This is a genomic window from Martinezella rhizogenes (assembly GCF_000799715.1).
In the GTDB taxonomy this organism is placed as follows: domain Bacteria; phylum Pseudomonadota; class Alphaproteobacteria; order Rhizobiales; family Rhizobiaceae; genus Rhizobium; species Rhizobium rhizogenes_C.
The window spans coordinates 302,633-321,440 of the sequence record NZ_JUHG01000017.1 but is presented as its reverse complement, the minus strand read 5'-3'; the positions used below and the strand labels follow the sequence as shown (position 1 = coordinate 321,440).

Sequence of the window (18,808 nt, the reverse complement as noted above, 5' to 3'; positions counted from 1 at the left end):
TCTCGTCATGCTCTTGCCCGATTGATCACAGTACCAATCACATTGGCGCCGGAGCGTCGCAATTGCTGCAAGGTATCGTTGACTTGTTCTGTGGTCGTCCGTCCGGCGCTGGCGACGATCAGGACGGCGTCGGCGTGAATTGCCAGGGCCTGCGCATCCGTCGAGCCGCCGACTGACGGCAAGCCGAGAAGCACGTCGCCTCTGGCACGGGCTGCTTCGACGATCCGCGCGACACGCCGGTCGCGGAAATCGACATAGAGATTCGTCAGGGCATTTTCGGAATGTATAGGGAGTACGGCAATGCCGTCACCGTCTCCGCGTCCGTTCCCGAAGATCACCTGTTCCGGCCGCATGTCGGCAACGAGCGCATCGGCCAGCGACGTTGTCGGCAAAGCGTCGGGACCATCGTCGCTGAGGTCGATCTGCCCCATCTCCGCATTGAAAAGTGTCGTATGCCGACCGCTCCGGCTGATGAATTGCGCCAGGCTCAAGCAAAGCGTCGACACTCCGGCGCCCGTCTCCCAGCCCGCGACCGCGATCACGATGCCTCGCTCGTTGCGAATTGCCGAGCAGGCGATCTCAATCGATGTCCTGAGATCGCGGATCGCCACGGCATAAGCACTGCCAGGCAGGTTGACGACCACGGAGCTTCTTCTGTTATGCGAGCCTCGCCTGAGGTCAACACGGCTTGCCGCGTCCGGCAAGGTTCCGAGACATGGTATCCCCGTATCCCGCATCAGGTCCTTGGCGTTGCGAACCTTCCGATCGAGCGCAAGATTGAGCGCAATCATGGAGAAACCGGCAAGCAGGCCGAGAACGCCTCCAAGTGCCGTGATCAACGATGGACGCGGTGCCGATGGGCCCAGCGGCGGCAGCGCTGCGCCGATAATCCGCGCATCGCCGTCTGGTGTTGGAATAGCGGGCAGCTTTCCCTGTTTCATGGCATCCGTCGCGGCATCGACCTGCGAAGCCAAGGCATCGAGGCGCCACTGAAGCACCTCTGTCCCTGCCTGGGCCATTTCCGCCTTGAAAGAGACCGCCTGCAGGATATAGCCGGACACGGCCGCATTCGCGACACGGGCGGCAAGCGCCGGATCCGAGGACGAATAGCTGATTTCCATGACGTAGGATTGACCGACCCTGCGCACGTCGAGATTCTTTGCAAAGGTCTGGAATGCCGCTTGACGCGCATCAGTGGCGGAGCCTTCGATATTGCTTGTCGCAGCCGTCCCATCGGACCGGGCTGTTTTGCCGGTCTCTGATGTTATCGCACCGGATCCTGTCGCCGGCACGTTCAAGATGCGCCGTACATTGCTGACGAAAAGATCGATCAAGCGGGGGGGCTGTGGACCGAGTTCCGGGTTGTTCTGTAAATCCAGATTGTCGAATACCGCTGAGAGCAGGCGCTCTGACCGGATAATCTGGAGCTCACTGTCCGCCCTGTTCAGGTCGAGATTCTGTGCTGCGCTCGCGTCCTGGCCCGAAGCCCATGTCGAACGGCGCGGTTCAAGGAGCATGGTCGCTGTCGCCGTATAGACCCGCGGCAGGGAATGGGCGTGGTATCCCGCCAGACCGATACCGACGGCCGTGCACAGAATGAGTTTGGTCTTATGCTGCAAGGCAAGCGAGCACATCGATCGCAGGAGGGCGACCGGTCCCTCATTGGGAGGATCCGCGGGAGCGTCGTCGAGCCGCCAAAGCCGGGACGAACGCTCTAAAAGAGACGGATTGTTCTGCGTCATCTGGTCGTCACCTCCGACTTAAGTTGCCCCGTGCTGTTTTTCGCTGTCAGCCTTGCCGCACGCTCGGGTTCCAGGCGACCTCGAAGAAGGTCGGCGATTGCGATCAAATTGCCCCTGACCCGTCCACGCCTGTCGACGAAGGGTTCGGGCCATGCCGCTCGCGTGAAGTTCATGGCCATGTTGCAAAAGATGTGGTTGGCAACCTTTGCGCCCGTCATCGTGCCTTTGCGCAGCATGTAGATGGGATTTACGATCTGCGAATAGCCGAAGCGATCACCGCTTATGCGACCATTCTTGACTCCCATATGCACGCCGAAAGCTTCCGCGCATTTGACGAAGCGACCACCCCGCCTGGCAAGTGCCGCGGCAAAGTCGCGATCTTCCAGCCATCCATAGAGGACAAGGCGCTCGTCGAAGCGCGTCTCGCCAATGGCTTGCGCCCGGAATGCCATATTGCAGCCGTAGGGACTGTACGGTTCTATCCAGCTCCAGTCGCTGGGCGAAGCGGCTTCCACAAGACGCAATGCCTCTTCGAAACTGATACCTGGACCGTTGACGCCGTCGGCGAGGACTCGTCCGGTAAAGCCTACGATCTGGCAATCGTCGCGAAATGCTCTTGCGGCCGCGGCAAGCCAATTCTTGTCCGCGATGAAATCGTCGTCGAAGAAGGCAACGATCTCAGTCGCTTCCGGGAGGCTCAAAAGCGCCGTATTGCGCTGCGTGGTCAGGCCCGGCAAACCTGTCACCACCGTCACCTCCGAATGCCCGACCAGATCGCCCGCATCCGCAAGATCAATGCAGGAAACGATAACGGCTTCGGGCTTCAACGTTTGCGTGGCGAGCAGGTGGCGGACGGTGGCGTTGACGATACCGGGGCGCCCTCGCGTGGCGATGACGACCGCCGTGCGCGGAGCGCTCGCAGCAACCGGCTTATAGGTCTGCGGTCGCGCGGCGGGCCGTTCGAGCAACTCCATGTAGCCGGCGGCCGTTTGCGACCAGGAAAAATGCCGGACTTGATCATATCCCCTTCCGACAAGCTCGTTGCCGAGTTCCGGGGTCTCCTTGAGTGTACGGATATGCCGGACCCAGGCCGCGGGATCGGAGGGCGAGGCAAGCAGCGCGGCGTTGCCACAGACTTCCGGCATGCTTGCACTGTGCGAGGCGATAACCGGGCAGCCGCGTGCCATGGCTTCGACGATTGGAAGACCGAAACCTTCCGTCAGCGACGGAAAAGCAAGGCAGAGCGCTCTTTCGAGCAGGTAAGCCAGATCGTGGTCCGACACACGACCGATCAAATGGACGTTCGATCGCTGTTTTAGAGCGCCGGGAACGAAAATCTCAGCCCCTCCGCCGGCGATCACGATGTCCACGCCGATTTCGTCAAGACCCGGAGCCGCGTCGACGAGCAACGCCAGATTCTTATGGCGGGCCCTGGAACCCAGCGCCAGAATGAACCGGCGATCGCTCTGTCCGAACGTTTCGGCAATGAAGCCCGGCGCTGTTTCCGCGAGTGCGGGATCCCAGCTCAACGCGTGTTCATAACCGTTTGGCAGCACCGCGATCTCCTCGACCCGGATTGGCAGATGCCGGGCGATCTGGCGTGCCGCGGCATGGGAGACCGTGGCTATCCGCGCGGAGCGACGCACGAGAAGCGGCTGCAATGTTCGGTAAACCATCCTAAAGGCGCGGTTATAGCTTTCGGGAGCCGAAAATATGTTGGCATCATGGATGCAGACGATCTGATCGGCCTTGGTGGCCGGCGCAGTGTTGCAAAGGTTGAGGAGCCGGCCAGGCCATTGAGCGGGTAAAGTAATCTGCTCCCAGGGATGGCCCGAAAGAGGTCCCGACTGTACCAGAGGCATATGGCTGAAACCCGGGTTAGGAGTTCCCGACGGAGCGATGATGGCCGCTCGCGCATCCGCCACGGCGAGCGCCTCATCAAGCGCACGCACGACATTTGAAGCGTAACGCTGCACCCCCGTTGCGTTCTGCGTAAGGAAGCGGCCATTGACCGCGAAAAGGGCGGCAGCACTCATATGGTTGCTCCTATCGGGCGGCTAGCGCGCACCACCTGTGTACCGCGCTCCGGTTGGGCCGAAGCCATGGCGGCCAACATGCAAAAGAACAGACCCTGGTCGATGACCGGGCTTACCAGCATGTCGCCGACCAGCAGACCCAAACAGCCGTTGCGGGCCGCAAGGCGAGCATCGGCCATAAAACTTCCCGGAATGCCGCGCTGTTTGATCAACGCTCCAAATGCGAAAGCCAAATAGAAGATCGTGCCGGGAATACCGACATTCGCAAGAAGGGCCAGCAGGAAACTGGAGGTACGGACCGTTCCAAGACCTACCCCTAGTCCCAGGCTGTCGACGATGTTCTGGATTGCGACCATGTTCCAGGAATTGCGCTCAATACCGGAATTGGACGTGGATTTGCCGAGGGCTACGATGTCGATGTAATTGTAGATAAGTTTCGACATGTCCGGGTCGATAGCGATCATGAGACCAACTGCCAACGACACCAGCGGCACAAAGACAATCGCCGCGGTGGCGGTGCTGTGGGTATTTTTTCGTCCGCTGACCGATATGGCGGTGGCGTAGAGGATCAACAACATGACCGGCGCGCCGACGAGCCCGGTCGACGACGTCGACATCACAACCAGCACGAGGGACACGGCAGCGATCGAGCCGCTAATATAGGGCCGGCGGCCGCAAAGCCAGAGTGTTCCGGTAAAGGCAAAAACGCCGAGCGTCGAGCGGGCAAAAGAGGATGCCTCGGTAAAGGACCCGACGATACGCTTCACGCCGGCGATCTGGTCGTCGGTATGAAGAGTATATTGTGCATTCCGTATGAAAGCGAGAATGGACTGCGTGCCGGTCGAGTAAGTACCGATGTCAAGCAGCGCGAAGACCGTGTTGGCGACGCTATAGGCGAGCAGTCCGGCGAGCACCGCTTGGAAGCCGCGAAAGGTTGAGGCGACCGCAACCGTCATCGCGAAGCAGATGAGGTTGCCGATCATATAGACGCTTTGCGTGAAGTTGCTCGACACCGGCACCAGCGGCACGGTGGAACGGGTATCGCCGAAGATCGTGGTTCCAAGCGGCACGATCTGGGTTACGCCGGTCAGGAGACGCGGCGCGAAATAGGCGCTCATCACGCCGTAGACCACCAGAAGCGCAAACCAAAATCCGGGTTCGCCGGGACGCAACGCATGAACGAATGCCTGCGCTACGCGTTCACGCGTGATGACGCCGAGCATGAGGAAGCCGAGAAGAACATGGCCCGGCAGGATATTCGCGGCTCCAAGGAACAACGCCGCCGCCGAGCCCAGCACGGCCATTACCGCCAGCGTCACGATCGTGGCCCCGTTGCCGAGAAACAGACAAAGCAGCCCGCTTAAGATGGCGACAATGCCAATCGGCTCGATGCTCATGGTGTCGCCTCACCCCGATCGGATGACCCACCGGCGAGCGGGTAAAGGAAAAGATCGCCGGGGCGAGGGTTCCGGTCCACTACGTGTTGAGCTGCAACATTCGTCTCGAGCAGCGGCATGAAGGTCTACTCTGCCAAAACGAGGAGCGAGTAGCCGCCAAGCAGCCGTACAGCCAAATCCGGATTGATGGAAAAGAGCAGCTTTCGCGGCAGACGCACCAATGCGCTGGTGAAGGCCTGATTGGGCAGTTCCAGACGACTTGCCGTGTATTTATAGTCAATGACCGAGTATCCGCAGTCCTTGAGCGTGGCAATTGCCGTGTCCTTGAAGAAGTAATGCAGATGTCCGACATTGGCGCGGAGCTTCGTAATCGGCCATGCGCGCAGCACCGACTGCACGGAAAGGTCGAGCGGAATGTGGAAGATCTTGTAGCGGCCGCAAGGCCGCAGGCCTTTGATGAAGGAAATATAATCTTCTACATGCTCTATGACATCGGCAATAACGACGACGTCGTGGTGGCTGTCTTTTTCCTCGACGACATTCGCTAGATGAAAGGAAACGTTGTTTTTCTCTTTCGTCTTGGCTCTCTGATAGGCATGGGGAGAAATCTCGTAGCCCGAGAACTGAACCTTTGGAAAGGCACGGGATAAATTGAGAAGAATCTCGCCCGTGCCGCAGCCGACTTCGCAAAGGCTGTCAAAACGCAGCCCGTTTTTTCTGATGATCTCCTCGATCTGGCGCGCCTTCCAGGGAGAATCCTCCTCGTGCCAGGTTGGGTTCAATTCAGCATATTGTTCGGAAACATAAATGTCCTGCAAAACTGACTATCCTTATACTGAGACACAGATACTGAGATACAAAGTTCAGTTCTGGCAGACCGTCACGGCAAGCGGCACCGCGGCCGCAAATAGCTGCCGGGCACTCCCGATCATCGACGGCGTACCATTTTAAGTATTTCCCCGGTCATTTCGGCGTCGCGGATGAAACGGCGCGACGGCTCAATAGCTGCCTTTCGACGACAGGACCGCTGGAATGGTCCTGGCCATAATCATCATATCGCCCCACAAACTCCGCTCCGCCACGTAGCGTGCGTCGAGTTCGACGCGCGCATTGTAGCTGGTGTCGCTACGTCCGCTCACCTGCCAGAGACCGGTCAGGCCAGGACGCACCTTCATGTAGTCGGCAAAGTAGGCGCCGTAGAGCTCGGCCTCGCTCGGAACGATCGGACGCGGGCCAACAAGGCTCATTTCACCCCGAAGCACGTTCAGGAGCTGCGGGATCTCATCGACGCTGTTCTTGCGCAAGAGCTTGCCGAACGGCGTAACGCGGGGGTCATCCCTGAGCTTCCGCGTGGCGTTCCACTCGGCCCTGGCGCCAGGATTGGCGTCGAGATGTTGGGCGAGCACTGCCTCACCGTTTGTGACCATCGTTCTGAACTTGAGGCAAGAGAACAAAACCCCGTTCTTGCCGACACGCCGATGGGACAGGAAGATCGGCCGGCCCTGCGTTACCAGAAGGATGGCCGCCACCATCAGGATCATCGGCAACAATACGATCAGAGCGATCCCGGCCAAAATTCCATCTATGCAATACTTGATAGAATCCGACGCGACACGAGAGGTGGAGTTCCTTGAAGTCGCCAGACCGACGGATACGCCGGCTCGTCGTCGCATCCGCAGACTATCCAATGCGTCTAATTCACTTCTCAGATCAATTTCCCTCATCTGCTTGCTCCATACTCGAAAGATATAAAGAAATACCGCCTGATATGCTCAGGCAACGCTGATATCGGAATGTAGAGTTACGTTAACAAATAATAAATAAATTGACAATGTCTTTATTGCGACGCAATATGTGTGTATGAAACACCATTAATCTAGTTAATACAGAAAGAAAGTTGGTGTTATTAAGTCTAAATTTTGAATTTGTCGTTTTATATATTTGAATATAGTAATATTCAACTGGAACTTAAGTTCGTATCATTGTTCTGTACTTAATTTGGGGGATCATAACGATGGCGGGCACGACTGGGCGGCCTACGGCGCCGTTGGTTCTGACGGAAGAAGAACGGGCTTATTTGGAGCAGCAGGCTCGCCAGGAAGAGGCCATCGCTCGGTCCATGTCCGAGCGATGCCGGATCATTCTGCGCTGTGCCGACGGCATCGCCAGCAAGCTGGTCGCAACGGAATTGGGAGTTCATGAGAACACCGTGGGCAAGTGGCGACGGCGTTTTCTACGAGATCGCATCGAGGGGCTCTTTGATGCGGACCGTTCGGGCAGGCCACGCACGATTGGTGATGACCAGATCGCCGCTGTGATCGGACTCACGCTCCAGTCGACACCCGAGGACGGTGGCCAATGGTCAATCCGTTCCATGGCGGCGGCAACAGGCTTTTCGCACACAACGATCCGGCGAATCTGGGCTGCGTTCGGGCTACAGCCACATCATTCGCAAACATCTCTACTGTCGAGCGATCCGCTGTTCAGCGACAAGGTCTGTGATGTCGTCGGGCTCTATCTGGCACCACCAAACCGCGCCTTGGCGCTCAGCGTCGATGAGAAGGGCCGGAGACGGGCGCAGAACCGTGGGCAATCCGCTGCGCCGATGATGCCAGGCCAGCCTGAGCGGCGGATGCATTCCCATGTCCTGCATGGCGCGACCCCGCTGCTTGCGGCCCTTGACCTCATTTCCGGCTTCGTGATCGGCAAGCACCACAAACGGTACGGGACGACCGAATTTCTCGATTTCCTCAAGCAGATCGATGCCAGCGTCCCCCCCGAACTCGATGTTCACATCATCATGGATAACCACGCTACCCACAAAATCGCGGCGGTCCGGTCGTGGCTGTCGCGCCGACCTCGCTGCCATGTGCATTTCACCCCTACATCGGCTTCCTGGTTCAATCAGGTGGAGAGCTGGTTTGCCGAATTAAGCCGCAAGCAATTGCAGTTTGGTGTCCGCACGTCGACCAGTGAACTGGAGGCTGACATCCGTGCCTTCGTCGAACGTCACAACGAAAATCTCAAACCTTACAAATGGGCAAAATCGGCCGATCAAAGCCGCTCTTCGGTCAAACACTTCCGCCAAAATACAGATCAAATACAATATCGCGAACTTTAGGTCAGCGCGCGTAGCCAAACATTACATTAATACTCAATGCAATACCTCGCGCGTGGTCCGTAATTAGATTATTTTGTTCCTGGAGTACTTCATGCGCGTTGCAATCATACATTATTGGCTGGTTGGAATGCGTGGAGGAGAAAAAGTTCTGGAAGCCCTTTGCAGGATGTATCCGTGTGCCGACATCTTCACACACGTATACGATGCATCGTCTGTTTCCGACGTCATCAGGAAGCACAAGATCCATACGACGTTCATCGACCGGCTTCCCGGCGCAAAGAAGCTCTACAAGAAATACCTGCCTTTGATGCCGATGGCGCTGGAGCAGATGGACCTGAATGAATACGATCTCGTCATCAGCAGCGAGTCCGGGCCTTCCAAGGGTATAATACCCAGTCCAGCGGCCTTGCACGTTTGTTACTGTCATTCGCCGATGCGATACATATGGAATATGTATAACAAATATTACGATAGTTCGGGCCTGATGACCCGACTGATGATGCCGCCGCTCGCGCACTATTTAAGAACCTGGGATGTTGCGACGGCCAATCGAGTGGATCATTTTGCTGCAAATTCGGCGACGGTTGCTCAAAGGATCAAGAGCTACTACCGGCGGGACTCGGAGATCATTCATCCGCCGGTGGATACCACCGCCTTTCATCCAATTCCGCCTTCTGAGGTCGGCGGCCACTATCTGATGGTGGGCGAACTGGTAAGCTACAAGCGACCTGACCTAGCGGTGGAGGCCTTCAACCAGATGAAGGCGGAGCTCGTCGTCATCGGCGGCGGCGAGATGCTTGATCGACTGCGCAGGATAGCCGGCCCCACCGTGACGATCATGGGCCCCCAGCCATTCGATGTTTTGAAAGATCAGTATTCGCGCTGCAAGGCGCTTATCTTTCCGGGCGAAGAGGATTTTGGGATCGTGCCCGTGGAAGCCATGGCGAGCGGACGGCCCGTCATCGCATTCGGTCGCGGCGGTGCGACAGAGACAGTGGTGTCGGACAAGACGGGTGTGTTTTTTGAAACCCAGACGACCGAAGCCATGATCGACGCTGTCGAGCGCTTGGATCGGATAGATTTCAATCCGGCCGATGCCGTCGCTCGTGCCGCCGAATTCAGGACAGAAGTTTTCATTGAAAAGTTCAAGTCTTTCGTCAGCAAATCAATCGTTGAGCGCACCAATGTCGGCCATTTGCAGAAGGTCGCCACCGGTGGCGGACAGGAGTGAAACGTCATGCGATCAGATGCTGTTTTAACAAGCCGCGCGCCGGATATCGCCTATCCTGGGCGGCGGCTTCCTTCAGCTTGCCGCCTGTCCTTTCTGGCTGCGATCGCCCTGTTCGAAATACTGGGTATTTCCAATGCCTTGGCAGACGATTATGTTCTCGGCCCCCAGGACAAACTGAAGATCCGGGTGTTCGAATGGCGGCCGATGGCCGGGGCGGCGGTCGAGTGGGCGCCGCTCACCGGGGAGTTCGTCATATCGACGGCGGGCAACTTGTCGATGCCCATCATCGGGACAGTACCGGCCGCCGGCATGACCTTGGAACAGGTCTCCGAATCCATCGGCGAGCGCTTGAAGACGCAAGTCGGCATGCAGAAACGTCCCAATGCGTCCGTCGAGGTGGCAGAGTACCGCCCGTTCTTCCTCACCGGGCTGGTGACCAGGCCGGGAAAATATAGCTACAGCCCCGGCCTTACGGTCGTTCAGGCCCTGAGCATGGCGGGAGGGATCTTCGGGTTGATCGACCCAAATCTTGTCGGCCTGCAGCGCGACGCTCTGGTTGCTCGCGGCGACCTGCGAACGCTGGAGGTCGAGCGCCTCAGCCTTCTTGCCCGACAGGCGCGTCTGGACGCCGTTACGCAGGCCCAACCCTCGATCGCCTTTCCGCCGGAGTTGATGACCCGGGCGGGTGACGCAACGGTCGATCGCATGATGCGTGAGGAACAGGATCTCTTCGACACACGCCAGCGGTCGTTGAGCACCGAGATCGACGCCCTCAATCAGGCCAAGCTGCTTGCAACCAACCAGATAGAGGCATTGAATTCCAAGGCGGTCTCGCTTGCCAAGCAGATCGAGCTCGCCAACAAGGATGTGGGGACGGTCAGCAAACTGATTTCCCAGGGGCTGACCGTGTCGTCCCGAGAGCTCGGGGCCAACCAGAACCTGGCGCAGCTCCAGAGCCAGAATCTCGACGTTGCGCTCGCCAATCTCAAGGCACGGCAGGACATTGCAAAGGCAGACGGCGATATTGCCGATGCCAGCAACCGCTACCGCGTACAGGCATTGACCGAGGCCACCGAAGTACGCGATCGCCTTGCCTCCAATCGGGAGAAAACGACGACGACGCGTGGACTGCTTGAGAATATCCAGGCTCGCGCTCCGGCAGCGGCGGCAAGCATGGCAGCGGATGACGGCCAGCGCACGCTCGTAACAACGATCGACCGCATCGTCGACGGCACCTTGCGGACCATCGTCGTCGGCGACAATGATCCAGTCGTTCCGGGGGATGTCATTCGCGTGGAAGACCAAAAGACGATGTCTTCCGAGCAGGCGACGAACACCAGTATCAAGCCCGCCATTACTCCTTGAACACCGAGTTTCTCTCCTGAAGATTGTGGCTATCCAGCGGTGCCGCGAAAGCCGGAACACCATACGTCCGTGGTAATTCACGTCTATCGTGTGGTCTATCCAGCGCCTATTTCGCCTTATGATAGCGAAGTTTCCGTAGCGCGGATTATTATTGCAAGAAAGTCCAGTAACTTCCCAGAATTACTGGGCTAGGCCATGATTCCGGCTTGTTCTACGAGCGGAGATAACTGATACTGATAGCAATACCGATTCTGGATCGGATACTCGGAGTTGAACGTTTGATGGCATGGGGCCTCGTTCTTTCATTTGTAGTCGGCGCTTTGTGCGCCCTAAGAGTGCCGATCCTTCACTTCACCATTATAGTACTTGCTATCATGGTGGGTTACGCAGCCATAAATATCGGCACCGGAACTTCGGTAACGCAAATCTTTGTGTGGACTGCTCTCTTAGCCATCGTGCTTGAAGCCGGTTACGTTTTCCCACATCTGTTGTTTTACGTCGTTTATGTGAAATTGCTCGGACGTGACATTCGGAGGTCCCCAGACGTTGGATCTGGGCTTTTTGCCTATAGCCCGTTTCGCGGACACCGGGATGAGATGCTTTCTTCGGCGCCCGAAGGTGTGAATGCAGAGACGAAAGCCCGGCCGCGAATTCAAGATTGAAGCGGTAAGCTTGCTCAACGAATGTAACAGTATGCGCCACCTGATATGAAGGCGGTATCAGGACCTATTGCGGTTTGCCGCAATGGAGACGGCTGGATGTTCCGCGCGCTATGTTGCTATGCCTTCCTCCAATCCATACCCTTGCTCTTACTGGCTGTGCGACAGAGGGCGATCCAAGGATCACCGCCCTCTCTCCAAAGCGCGCGATCCAGCTATTTGGCCACATGCCAAACTTGGCCGACGCCGTCGCCGGTCATGTCGCCGGACTTTTTATCTCCTGCAAAAGTATAAAGTGGTTTGCCGCCATAGGCCCACATTTCTTTCCCATTGGCGTCCTTGACCAGAGACCACTCACCCTCTGCCTTGGCCTTGTTGGCAGCATGAAAGGCGGGCCATTTTTTGAGGCAATCCTTATCGCAGTTTGATTTCCCCTGGGCATCCTTGTCGAAGGTGTAGAGGGTCATGCCGTTTTCAGTAGTCATGACCTTGCCCATTTTGGTGTCGACCATCTTAACGGGTTCGGCTGCCAGAGCCGGCAAGGTTGTTGCGGCCAAAAGGCCGATCGCGATTAACAGCGTTTTCATGTTTTCCTCCCATTCGGGAATGCCAGCGAAATGCCGACAGTGTCCGATATAGCCACACAGAAACGTCCGATCGCGGACGTGGTTCCATAAAGCGGCTGGACAAACAAAACGACGGAAACCAACACCCCGTCCGTAAAGGATAGTATTCTATGAAAGATCCGCACCATCACGAGCATGTGCAAGTAATTCTTATCGCCGCGCCGTCGATCCGTGCTATTGTCCGCAAACGTGCATAACAGCAGGCGCTGTCTTGAACGACGACGTCCATACCGGGGAAGGCTTTCGCACCGCGAGCCTCCGGCCCCTGAGGACATCAAACCATGGCCACTCTCTCCCCCCTGCCGCCTGAAGGCGCGCTTAATCTTGCCTTGGCGGTGGTTGCCTCGTCGAGCGCGCCGCTATTGCTTCTGGACGGCGATCTGACGGTGATTGCCGTAAGCGAATCTTTCTGCCGCGAATTCCAGATCGAGCCGGTCGAGGTGCCCAACCGACGGCTGTCGAGCTTGGGCAATGGAGAATGGAATGTGCGGCAATTGTCCTCTTTGCTGCACGCCACCGCTGCCGGGGCCGCCAATATCCATGCCTACGAGATGGACCTCAATCGTGAAGGTCAGGCATCGCGACGCCTGGTGTTGAACGCGCAGAAACTCGATTATGGAGACCCGGACCATATCCGGCTTCTTCTTTCCGTTTCCGATGTCACCGACGCTCGTCTCGCGGAAAAGCTCAAGGATGATCTCTTGCGGGAGAAAGAAATCCTTTTGCAGGAGGTCCGACACCGGGTAGCGAACAGCCTGCAGATCATTGCCAGCATCCTGATGCAAAGCGCGCGAAAAGTGCCATCGGAGGAAACCCGCACACATCTGCACTCGGCGCACAGCCGGGTAATGTCGATCGCTGCCGTCCAGCAGCAATTGGCTACTTCCAGACTGGGCGACGTTCGGCTCCGGCCATATTTTGAGCAGCTCTGCAAAAGCCTTGGCGCATCGATGATCCAGGATCCGAGCGAGCTTTCTATTGAAGTCAATGTCGATGACAGCATGACGAAAGCCAATGTCTCGGTCAGCCTCGGCCTGATCGTCACGGAATTGGTGATCAATGCTCTCAAGCACGCCTTCCCCAGCCATCGCAACGGTAAGATCATTGTCGACTATCACTCGAACAAGACGCAGTGGTCGATGTCGGTAAGCGACGATGGCGTCGGCGTTCCTGCAGATCCGGCGAGCTCGAAGCCCGGTCTGGGAACGGGAATCGTCGAGGCGATGGCAAAGCAACTCGAAGCGGAATTCACGACTGTTGCCGCCAAACCGGGAACGAAAGTGTCCATCGTCCACATATGATCAACATCAGTCCGCCAATTGCGGTCATCACTGAGCAACCAACATTTCCCTAGAGTGAAAGATCAATTCATGACAATCGCGAGTGAGGACGTGCCTGCCTATCGTTGGTGCCCGCTCGAGCTGGCGCCGGAAAACGACTTCGTGGGATTTTCGGGTGACAGGATGATCGGCAGAGTTTTCCTCGAGCCGCGGCCGCGTTTCAACGGACTCTGGCATTGGTCGAGCACGACCGGATCCGATCCCAGTTTAGAGGCCCTGCGCCAAGGTTATACCGCATCGGCACAATTGGCCATCGAAGCGGTCCAAACCTCGTACGAAAATGCAATCAGTATAGGACTGGTTTCTGGATCAGACGATAGGGCGGGAAAGAGCGCTGGATCATAGCGATCTCGCGCTCCCTCGTATAGCGTAGCGCCTTGAAGATGGGGCGTCTCCGTAAATGCACCCATCGCCGGGCGGGCATGTATGAACCGCACTAAGCTTGCCCACCCAGCGTACCTAATTTCGGATACCTGCATCATAGGCACGTTCAGGGTTTCACCACTTCGGCAAGCTCGCTTTGCGTAAGTCTCACCTCGGTTTCTCCCGGCTTCTCATCAGGATGCGAAAACTCCATACCCTTCGTTTCAGGCATATCGAGCGCTTGGGTCGTGTTCATTATTCCGACCGCCAAGCGCCTGCCACGTTTCTTGACGGTTGCTTCGACCATTTTCTTGGACATGGCATAGCTCCATTGGTTATATCATCATGATGCGCAATTTTGACGGCTCCGTGCTCGCCCGAAGGAATAAGGAATCTCTGACAAAGATGCCCTTTGGAGTGTTACGGCCATCAGGCGCTAGCGCCGCCTTCGTTGTCCCACCGTGCCAGCGATTCGGCACCAGGCGACCTGCCATCATGACGACGCGCATCGAAATCGGCCCTTAAGGCCTCACTAGCAATTTCCCCAGTGTCAGAGATCTCCATCACACCACGGTCTAAATCACGACGGTCTCTGTCGATTTCTATGACCGTGTAGAGTTTCTCGTTTCGGAACGCACTTGCTCCCATCGTCGCAATGCTCATGCCCGGCATGGATCTGACGTTCATGAAGTTGCCTTCAAAGGCGGCTGCCACGACACGCGCATCGCCTGTTGTCCGCGCCGCAACCAACATCTTGCCACGCGAGGGTGCAATGTCCCAATTAGGATCATTGAAGGCTGCGATAGGCACCAATTCGTAAACGCCGAGCGTCTCGCCGCGTCCCACAAACGTCGATGACTCTCTGGCAGCATCGCGCAATTGAGCCTGAGCTTCCACAGATTGCCCGACAGCGTTGCGGCTGGTTTCCTTGAACGGTTTGTTTCCGCCCGTCTTGACCCTGTTTGGCATTCGTATGCTCCTTATGCGGCACGCAAACGGTTGCGATATCCAAGGAAACGAGGCGGCTGGCTGGATAGTTCCGATCGGCTTCAAGGCATGATCTGGAACATCCGTGGTGACCATGCATATCGTGGCATCCAGGTTCGTCCTGTTTGAGGAGGGCGATGGCGCGGATGCCAAGTTTTGCATATTGCCGCGATGGCAAGTTTCGGCGGTTTCCGGGGCAACCACGCAGCGCCCTCGTCATTTCGAGTAATTTTAAACAATATCTAGAGACATGAAATTGTTATTGTTGAAGTAGTGGATATGTTTATGGTACATTATGCTTAAATTACTATTATCACACGAATATATGGTCAAGTATGACAATATAATCCATCTAAAAGAACAAGATTATCCTGGCTATACCCATGAAGATGATGCTCGCCACCTGCGCGCGGGGAGGCAGAACTGATCGGACGCCAATATGAGCAACATTGTCACGAGCAGAAAACGTCATAATGCATCGACCGATGCGTCGGGATGCCATCCCGTGGATATTTACGTTGGACAGCAAATTCGTCTTGCGCGCAAAGAGCAGCGAATGTCCCAGGAAGCTCTCGCGAAATGCCTCGGAGTGACATTTCAACAAGTCCAAAAATACGAAATCGGCGCCAATCGCGTCAGCGCCTCGAAGCTGTTCGAAATAGCGACAGCCCTTCAGAGGCCCGTTTCCTATTTCTTTGAAGGCTTTCTCAATGCGGCTGAGAGGAACCCGACGGACGCGGAAAGAGAAAGCGTCACGGTCATCCAGCATACCGCCGAAGGTCGGCGTCTGGCGAAGGCGTTCGTCGCGGCCATGCCACAGGTTCGCAAAGCGGTCGTCGGACTTTTGGAATCCATGGAGTAGCTGCAGGCAACCGTCACGCATCGGCCTCTTCCCTTCGCCACCAGTTTGGCAATTTGATTCTGCTGCATAATTCCTTAAATCGGAGTCGATTTAAGGACAAAATTATGCAGCAGTCTTAAAGTGCTACAGCGCCCTTTGCGCGTCATATTTGACGCGCGGCGCTGTCGTAGCGCGGCGGTGTCATATGAACATCATAAGTACCGGCATATTGTCCCGCGTTTGCCGATCTTCAGTTTCATGAGTTCACATGCCCGATATTTCTTCAACCGCATATCTGTCTCCCTCGGCTTCCTTCAGAATACATGTGCTCGCCGAAGCGGCGCTCGAAGGTGGCCACTTGGCGCGCGATTGCATCCGACGCCGCAAGGATGACGATCTTATCGCAAAGGCTCCGCGCGATTATCAAACTGAAATGGATGTCGCGGTCGAGCACGCGATCGTGTCCAGGCTTGCGAAAGCCTTCCCTGACTATGCCATCCGAGGAGAAGAGCAGGTGGGCGACCGCGAGGCAGCAAGCGAGGCGCCGGTCATCGTCATCGATCCAATCGACGGGACGACCAATTATGCCTGGGGGATACCGCATTTCGGCCTGACGATTTCGATCGTCGAAGAGGGCAAGGTGGTTGCCGGCGTCGTTTACGACGCCATGCTGGACGAGCTTTTCAGCGCCGAGGCCGGCGGCGGCGCCTATCTGAACGGCGAGCAGATCCGTTGCATCGACAATGGCGACGTCCAGAACACCCTGATCGGAGCGGGCCTGCCCATTCCGGGACAAGTCAAATCGGTGGATGAAGAGGTCTATTTCTCAGCGCTGCGGCGTTTGATGGCAAATACGGCCGGCGTACGCCGCCTGGGATCGTCGGCGCTTTCCATCGCCTATGTCGCTTGCGGCCGCCTCGACGGCTTCTTCGAGGACGGGCTTTCGCTACACGACTACGGCGCGTCGGTGCTGCTCGTGGAGGAGGCTGGCGGGATCACGACGTCCTTCGAAGGCGGACCGGTTCGCCGCAACGGCGACATACTGGCGGCCAACAAGGCCATTCACCCGTGGCTGCTCGCCGGCTTCCGATAAACTACATGACAATGGGGCCGATATAGCCCCATTTTATTTCCAGGCGGGTTCTCCCGCCGCCAGCACCAGCACTTCCAGCCCGACCGGATCGTCAGTGGTAATCTGATCCACGCGCAGCGCGAGAAGCCGCATCACTTTCGGCAGGATTTCCTTGGTCGCCACACGGATCGTGTAGGCATCGACCTGCCGGCCATGGGCATGGAATGCCCCGATCAGGTCAAACCCTTCGGCATCGGCAAACAGGACTAGATCGTGTTCGAGATAGATCATCCGTGCGCGCGGCGAGGCGGCAACGGCGGCTGCAACGAAGCCCTGGAAGTCCCGGCTTTCCCGCAATCGCTCGCTGGCACCTTCATGGCAGGGATCGTAGCCGATCGGCATATCGGGAACGGCTCGCGACAATCGCTCGACCGCTTCGGCATCCCCGGCGGACAGGATGACGGACCGCGCAACGGGAGCAATCGCCTTTGCAAAAGCAGCGATATCATCGTCGCGGATGCGGGATGACGGCACCTTCATGTCCAGTTGCAGCACAGCATCCGACGAATAACCGCCATCGCGGATGAGCGCCGCCAGGTCTTCGATCGAGAGGATCGGATGAGCCGTCTCTTGTCCAGCCGCATCGCGAAGGCGCAGATGGCCAAGGTCTTCGCGGGTGGCGGAGATGACTGGACCCTTGCCAGTGGTGGCCGGATGGAGATCCTCGTCATGCAGCACAACGAAGCCATCGCCACCATAGCGCTGCAGGTCGACCTCCATGCTGGCGCCGAGCGCCATGCCCTCGCCGATCCGGTCTTGCGTAAAGGCGATATCACCCGCCAAGCGACGCCCGCGATGCCACTTCAAGAGACAGCGATGCCCGTCCCGATCGATACGAAGGCCGCGATGATCAGACATTGTGAAGCCGCCTTCCGTCATTCTGTTCCAGCTCCGCGCTCGTTCGAAAGACGAGCCTGTTATCACGGAACAGGAAATGGGCGGCAACTTTCACCTCTACGCGCATCCCCCTGGACCAGGTTTGCTCCGGCGGGGTCATCGCCTTCAGCCGCGATCCATCGGCGGAGTCGACGTCGACAATCTGATGCGTGCCGAAATCGATGCTGCGGTGAACGATGGGTGCACCCACACGTTCGGAACGGTCGAGGGACAGCGCCTCCGGCCGGAAGGCAAGCGTAGCCTCCCCATTCTCGACGGGAAGATCGAGCGGGAAATCCGCATGCTGGAACCGGCCTCCAGCAACCGCGCCACGCACGAAATTCATCGAGCCGATGAAGCCGGCCACGAACTCGGTTTGCGGCACACGGTAGATCTCGGCCGGCGGGGCGACCTGCTCGGTCTTTCCGTCGCGCATGACCACGATACGGTCGGCCAGCGCCAAAGCCTCATCCTGCCCGTGCGTGACGAAAAGCGTGGTGATGCCGAGACGCTGCTGGATTTCCTTGACCTCCTCGCGCAGGCGTTCGCGCAAATGTTGGTCGAGGCTGGCAAAAGGCTCGTCGAGCAAGAGGATTTTCGGCTCAAGAACGAGCGAGCGGGCCAGTGCCACGCGCTGCTGCTGCCCGCCGGAGAGCTGCGTCGTCAGGCGCTTTCCATAGCCGGGAAGGCCGATCATGCCGAGCGCGCTTTCAACCTTCTCGCGAATCTCGGCCCTTGGCAAATGGCGTAGCTTCAGCCCAAACGCGATGTTGTCGAATACATTCATATGCGTCCACAAAGCGTGGCTCTGGAACACCATGCCGGTCGGCCGTTTTTCCGGCGGCAGCGCCGTCACGTCCTTGGCGTCGATCATGATCGCGCCGCCGCTTGGGCGCTCGAATCCGCCGATCATACGCAGCAGCGTGGATTTCCCCGAACCGGACGGACCAAGCAGGCAGACGAGTTCCCCATCCTCCACATCCAGCGAAAAATCGTGAACCGCGAAGGAAGAGCCGAAACTTTTCGAGACGTCCTTTATGGTCAGACGCGCCATGTCATCTCTTTTCTGGACCACCGAGGTCCGCATTTGAT

Annotated in this window: 16 protein-coding genes; 6 read left to right on the top strand and 10 right to left on the bottom strand. The window is 57.5% G+C overall.

Annotation, left to right across the window (positions count from 1 at the left end; translation table 11 throughout):
- Positions 1–5: 5 nt before the first annotated feature.
- From EX00_RS25870 to EX00_RS25850, 5 genes are all read right to left on the bottom strand, one after another.
- The gene (locus EX00_RS25870; protein ID WP_047464326.1) at positions 6–1,742 is read right to left on the bottom strand and encodes an exopolysaccharide biosynthesis protein; all 1,737 of its coding nucleotides are present in this window, start codon (positions 1,740–1,742) and stop codon (positions 6–8) included.
- On the bottom strand, positions 1,739–3,778 hold the full coding sequence (locus tag EX00_RS25865; RefSeq protein ID WP_047464324.1) for a glycosyltransferase: 2,040 nt from the start codon (positions 3,776–3,778) through the stop codon (positions 1,739–1,741). Before EX00_RS25865 ends, EX00_RS25870 begins: the two co-directional genes overlap by 4 nt.
- Positions 3,775–5,175 carry an integral cytoplasmic membrane protein gene (locus EX00_RS25860; RefSeq protein WP_047464322.1) on the bottom strand — a complete coding sequence of 467 codons (1,401 nt, stop codon included), beginning with the start codon at positions 5,173–5,175 and terminating at the stop codon, positions 3,775–3,777. Before EX00_RS25860 ends, EX00_RS25865 begins: the two co-directional genes overlap by 4 nt.
- Before the next feature lie 125 nt (positions 5,176–5,300).
- The gene (locus EX00_RS25855; RefSeq protein WP_047464320.1) at positions 5,301–5,993 is read right to left on the bottom strand and encodes a class I SAM-dependent methyltransferase; all 693 of its coding nucleotides are present in this window, start codon (positions 5,991–5,993) and stop codon (positions 5,301–5,303) included.
- 180 nt (positions 5,994–6,173) lie between these two features.
- Positions 6,174–6,899: a sugar transferase gene (locus tag EX00_RS25850; RefSeq protein WP_080761331.1), complete on the bottom strand. Its 726-nt coding sequence runs from the start codon at positions 6,897–6,899 to the stop codon at positions 6,174–6,176.
- 284 nt (positions 6,900–7,183) lie between these two features.
- On the opposite strand from EX00_RS25850, the gene EX00_RS25845 reads away from it, so the two are divergent.
- The 3 genes from EX00_RS25845 (at position 7,184) to EX00_RS25835 (ending at position 10,892) form a co-directional block, all read left to right on the top strand.
- Positions 7,184–8,296: an IS630 family transposase gene (locus EX00_RS25845; RefSeq protein WP_162184557.1), complete on the top strand. Its 1,113-nt coding sequence runs from the start codon at positions 7,184–7,186 to the stop codon at positions 8,294–8,296.
- 91 nt (positions 8,297–8,387) lie between these two features.
- The gene (locus EX00_RS25840; RefSeq protein ID WP_234709110.1) at positions 8,388–9,527 is read left to right on the top strand and encodes a glycosyltransferase; all 1,140 of its coding nucleotides are present in this window, start codon (positions 8,388–8,390) and stop codon (positions 9,525–9,527) included.
- Positions 9,528–9,533: 6 nt separating this feature from the next.
- Entirely contained in the window at positions 9,534–10,892 is a 1,359-nt protein-coding gene (locus tag EX00_RS25835) for a polysaccharide biosynthesis/export family protein (protein ID WP_047464317.1), read from the top strand.
- A gap of 874 nt (positions 10,893–11,766) precedes the next feature.
- On the opposite strand, the gene EX00_RS25825 is transcribed toward EX00_RS25835, so the two are convergent.
- Complete coding sequence (locus tag EX00_RS25825) at positions 11,767–12,138, bottom strand: COG4315 family predicted lipoprotein (protein ID WP_047464315.1); 372 nt, start codon at positions 12,136–12,138, stop codon at positions 11,767–11,769.
- Positions 12,139–12,458: 320 nt separating this feature from the next.
- Here EX00_RS25825 and EX00_RS25820 point away from each other — a divergent pair, with 320 nt between their 5' ends.
- The gene (locus EX00_RS25820; protein WP_047464313.1) at positions 12,459–13,478 is read left to right on the top strand and encodes a sensor histidine kinase; all 1,020 of its coding nucleotides are present in this window, start codon (positions 12,459–12,461) and stop codon (positions 13,476–13,478) included.
- Positions 13,479–14,007: 529 nt separating this feature from the next.
- Here the strand turns inward: EX00_RS25820 and EX00_RS25815 are convergent.
- Both EX00_RS25815 and EX00_RS25810 read right to left on the bottom strand, forming a co-directional pair.
- On the bottom strand, positions 14,008–14,199 hold the full coding sequence (locus tag EX00_RS25815) for a hypothetical protein (RefSeq protein ID WP_047464311.1): 192 nt from the start codon (positions 14,197–14,199) through the stop codon (positions 14,008–14,010).
- Between the two features lie 110 nt (positions 14,200–14,309).
- On the bottom strand, positions 14,310–14,849 hold the full coding sequence (locus EX00_RS25810) for a hypothetical protein (protein WP_047464309.1): 540 nt from the start codon (positions 14,847–14,849) through the stop codon (positions 14,310–14,312).
- A gap of 457 nt (positions 14,850–15,306) precedes the next feature.
- Here EX00_RS25810 and EX00_RS25805 point away from each other — a divergent pair, with 457 nt between their 5' ends.
- Together EX00_RS25805 and EX00_RS25800 are read left to right on the top strand one after the other, a co-directional pair.
- Complete coding sequence (locus tag EX00_RS25805; protein ID WP_047464308.1) at positions 15,307–15,729, top strand: helix-turn-helix domain-containing protein; 423 nt, start codon at positions 15,307–15,309, stop codon at positions 15,727–15,729.
- 247 nt (positions 15,730–15,976) lie between these two features.
- The gene (locus tag EX00_RS25800) at positions 15,977–16,801 is read left to right on the top strand and encodes an inositol monophosphatase family protein (protein ID WP_047464307.1); all 825 of its coding nucleotides are present in this window, start codon (positions 15,977–15,979) and stop codon (positions 16,799–16,801) included.
- A 33-nt stretch (positions 16,802–16,834) separates the two neighbouring features.
- Here the strand turns inward: EX00_RS25800 and EX00_RS25795 are convergent, their stop codons facing one another.
- Complete coding sequence (locus EX00_RS25795) at positions 16,835–17,698, bottom strand: glycerophosphodiester phosphodiesterase (RefSeq protein ID WP_052210963.1); 864 nt, start codon at positions 17,696–17,698, stop codon at positions 16,835–16,837.
- Positions 17,691–18,770, bottom strand: a complete 1,080-nt coding sequence (locus EX00_RS25790; protein WP_047464531.1) for an ABC transporter ATP-binding protein — start codon at positions 18,768–18,770, stop codon at positions 17,691–17,693. The genes EX00_RS25795 and EX00_RS25790 overlap by 8 nt, the downstream gene beginning before the upstream one ends.
- Between the last annotated feature and the right edge of the window lie 38 nt (positions 18,771–18,808).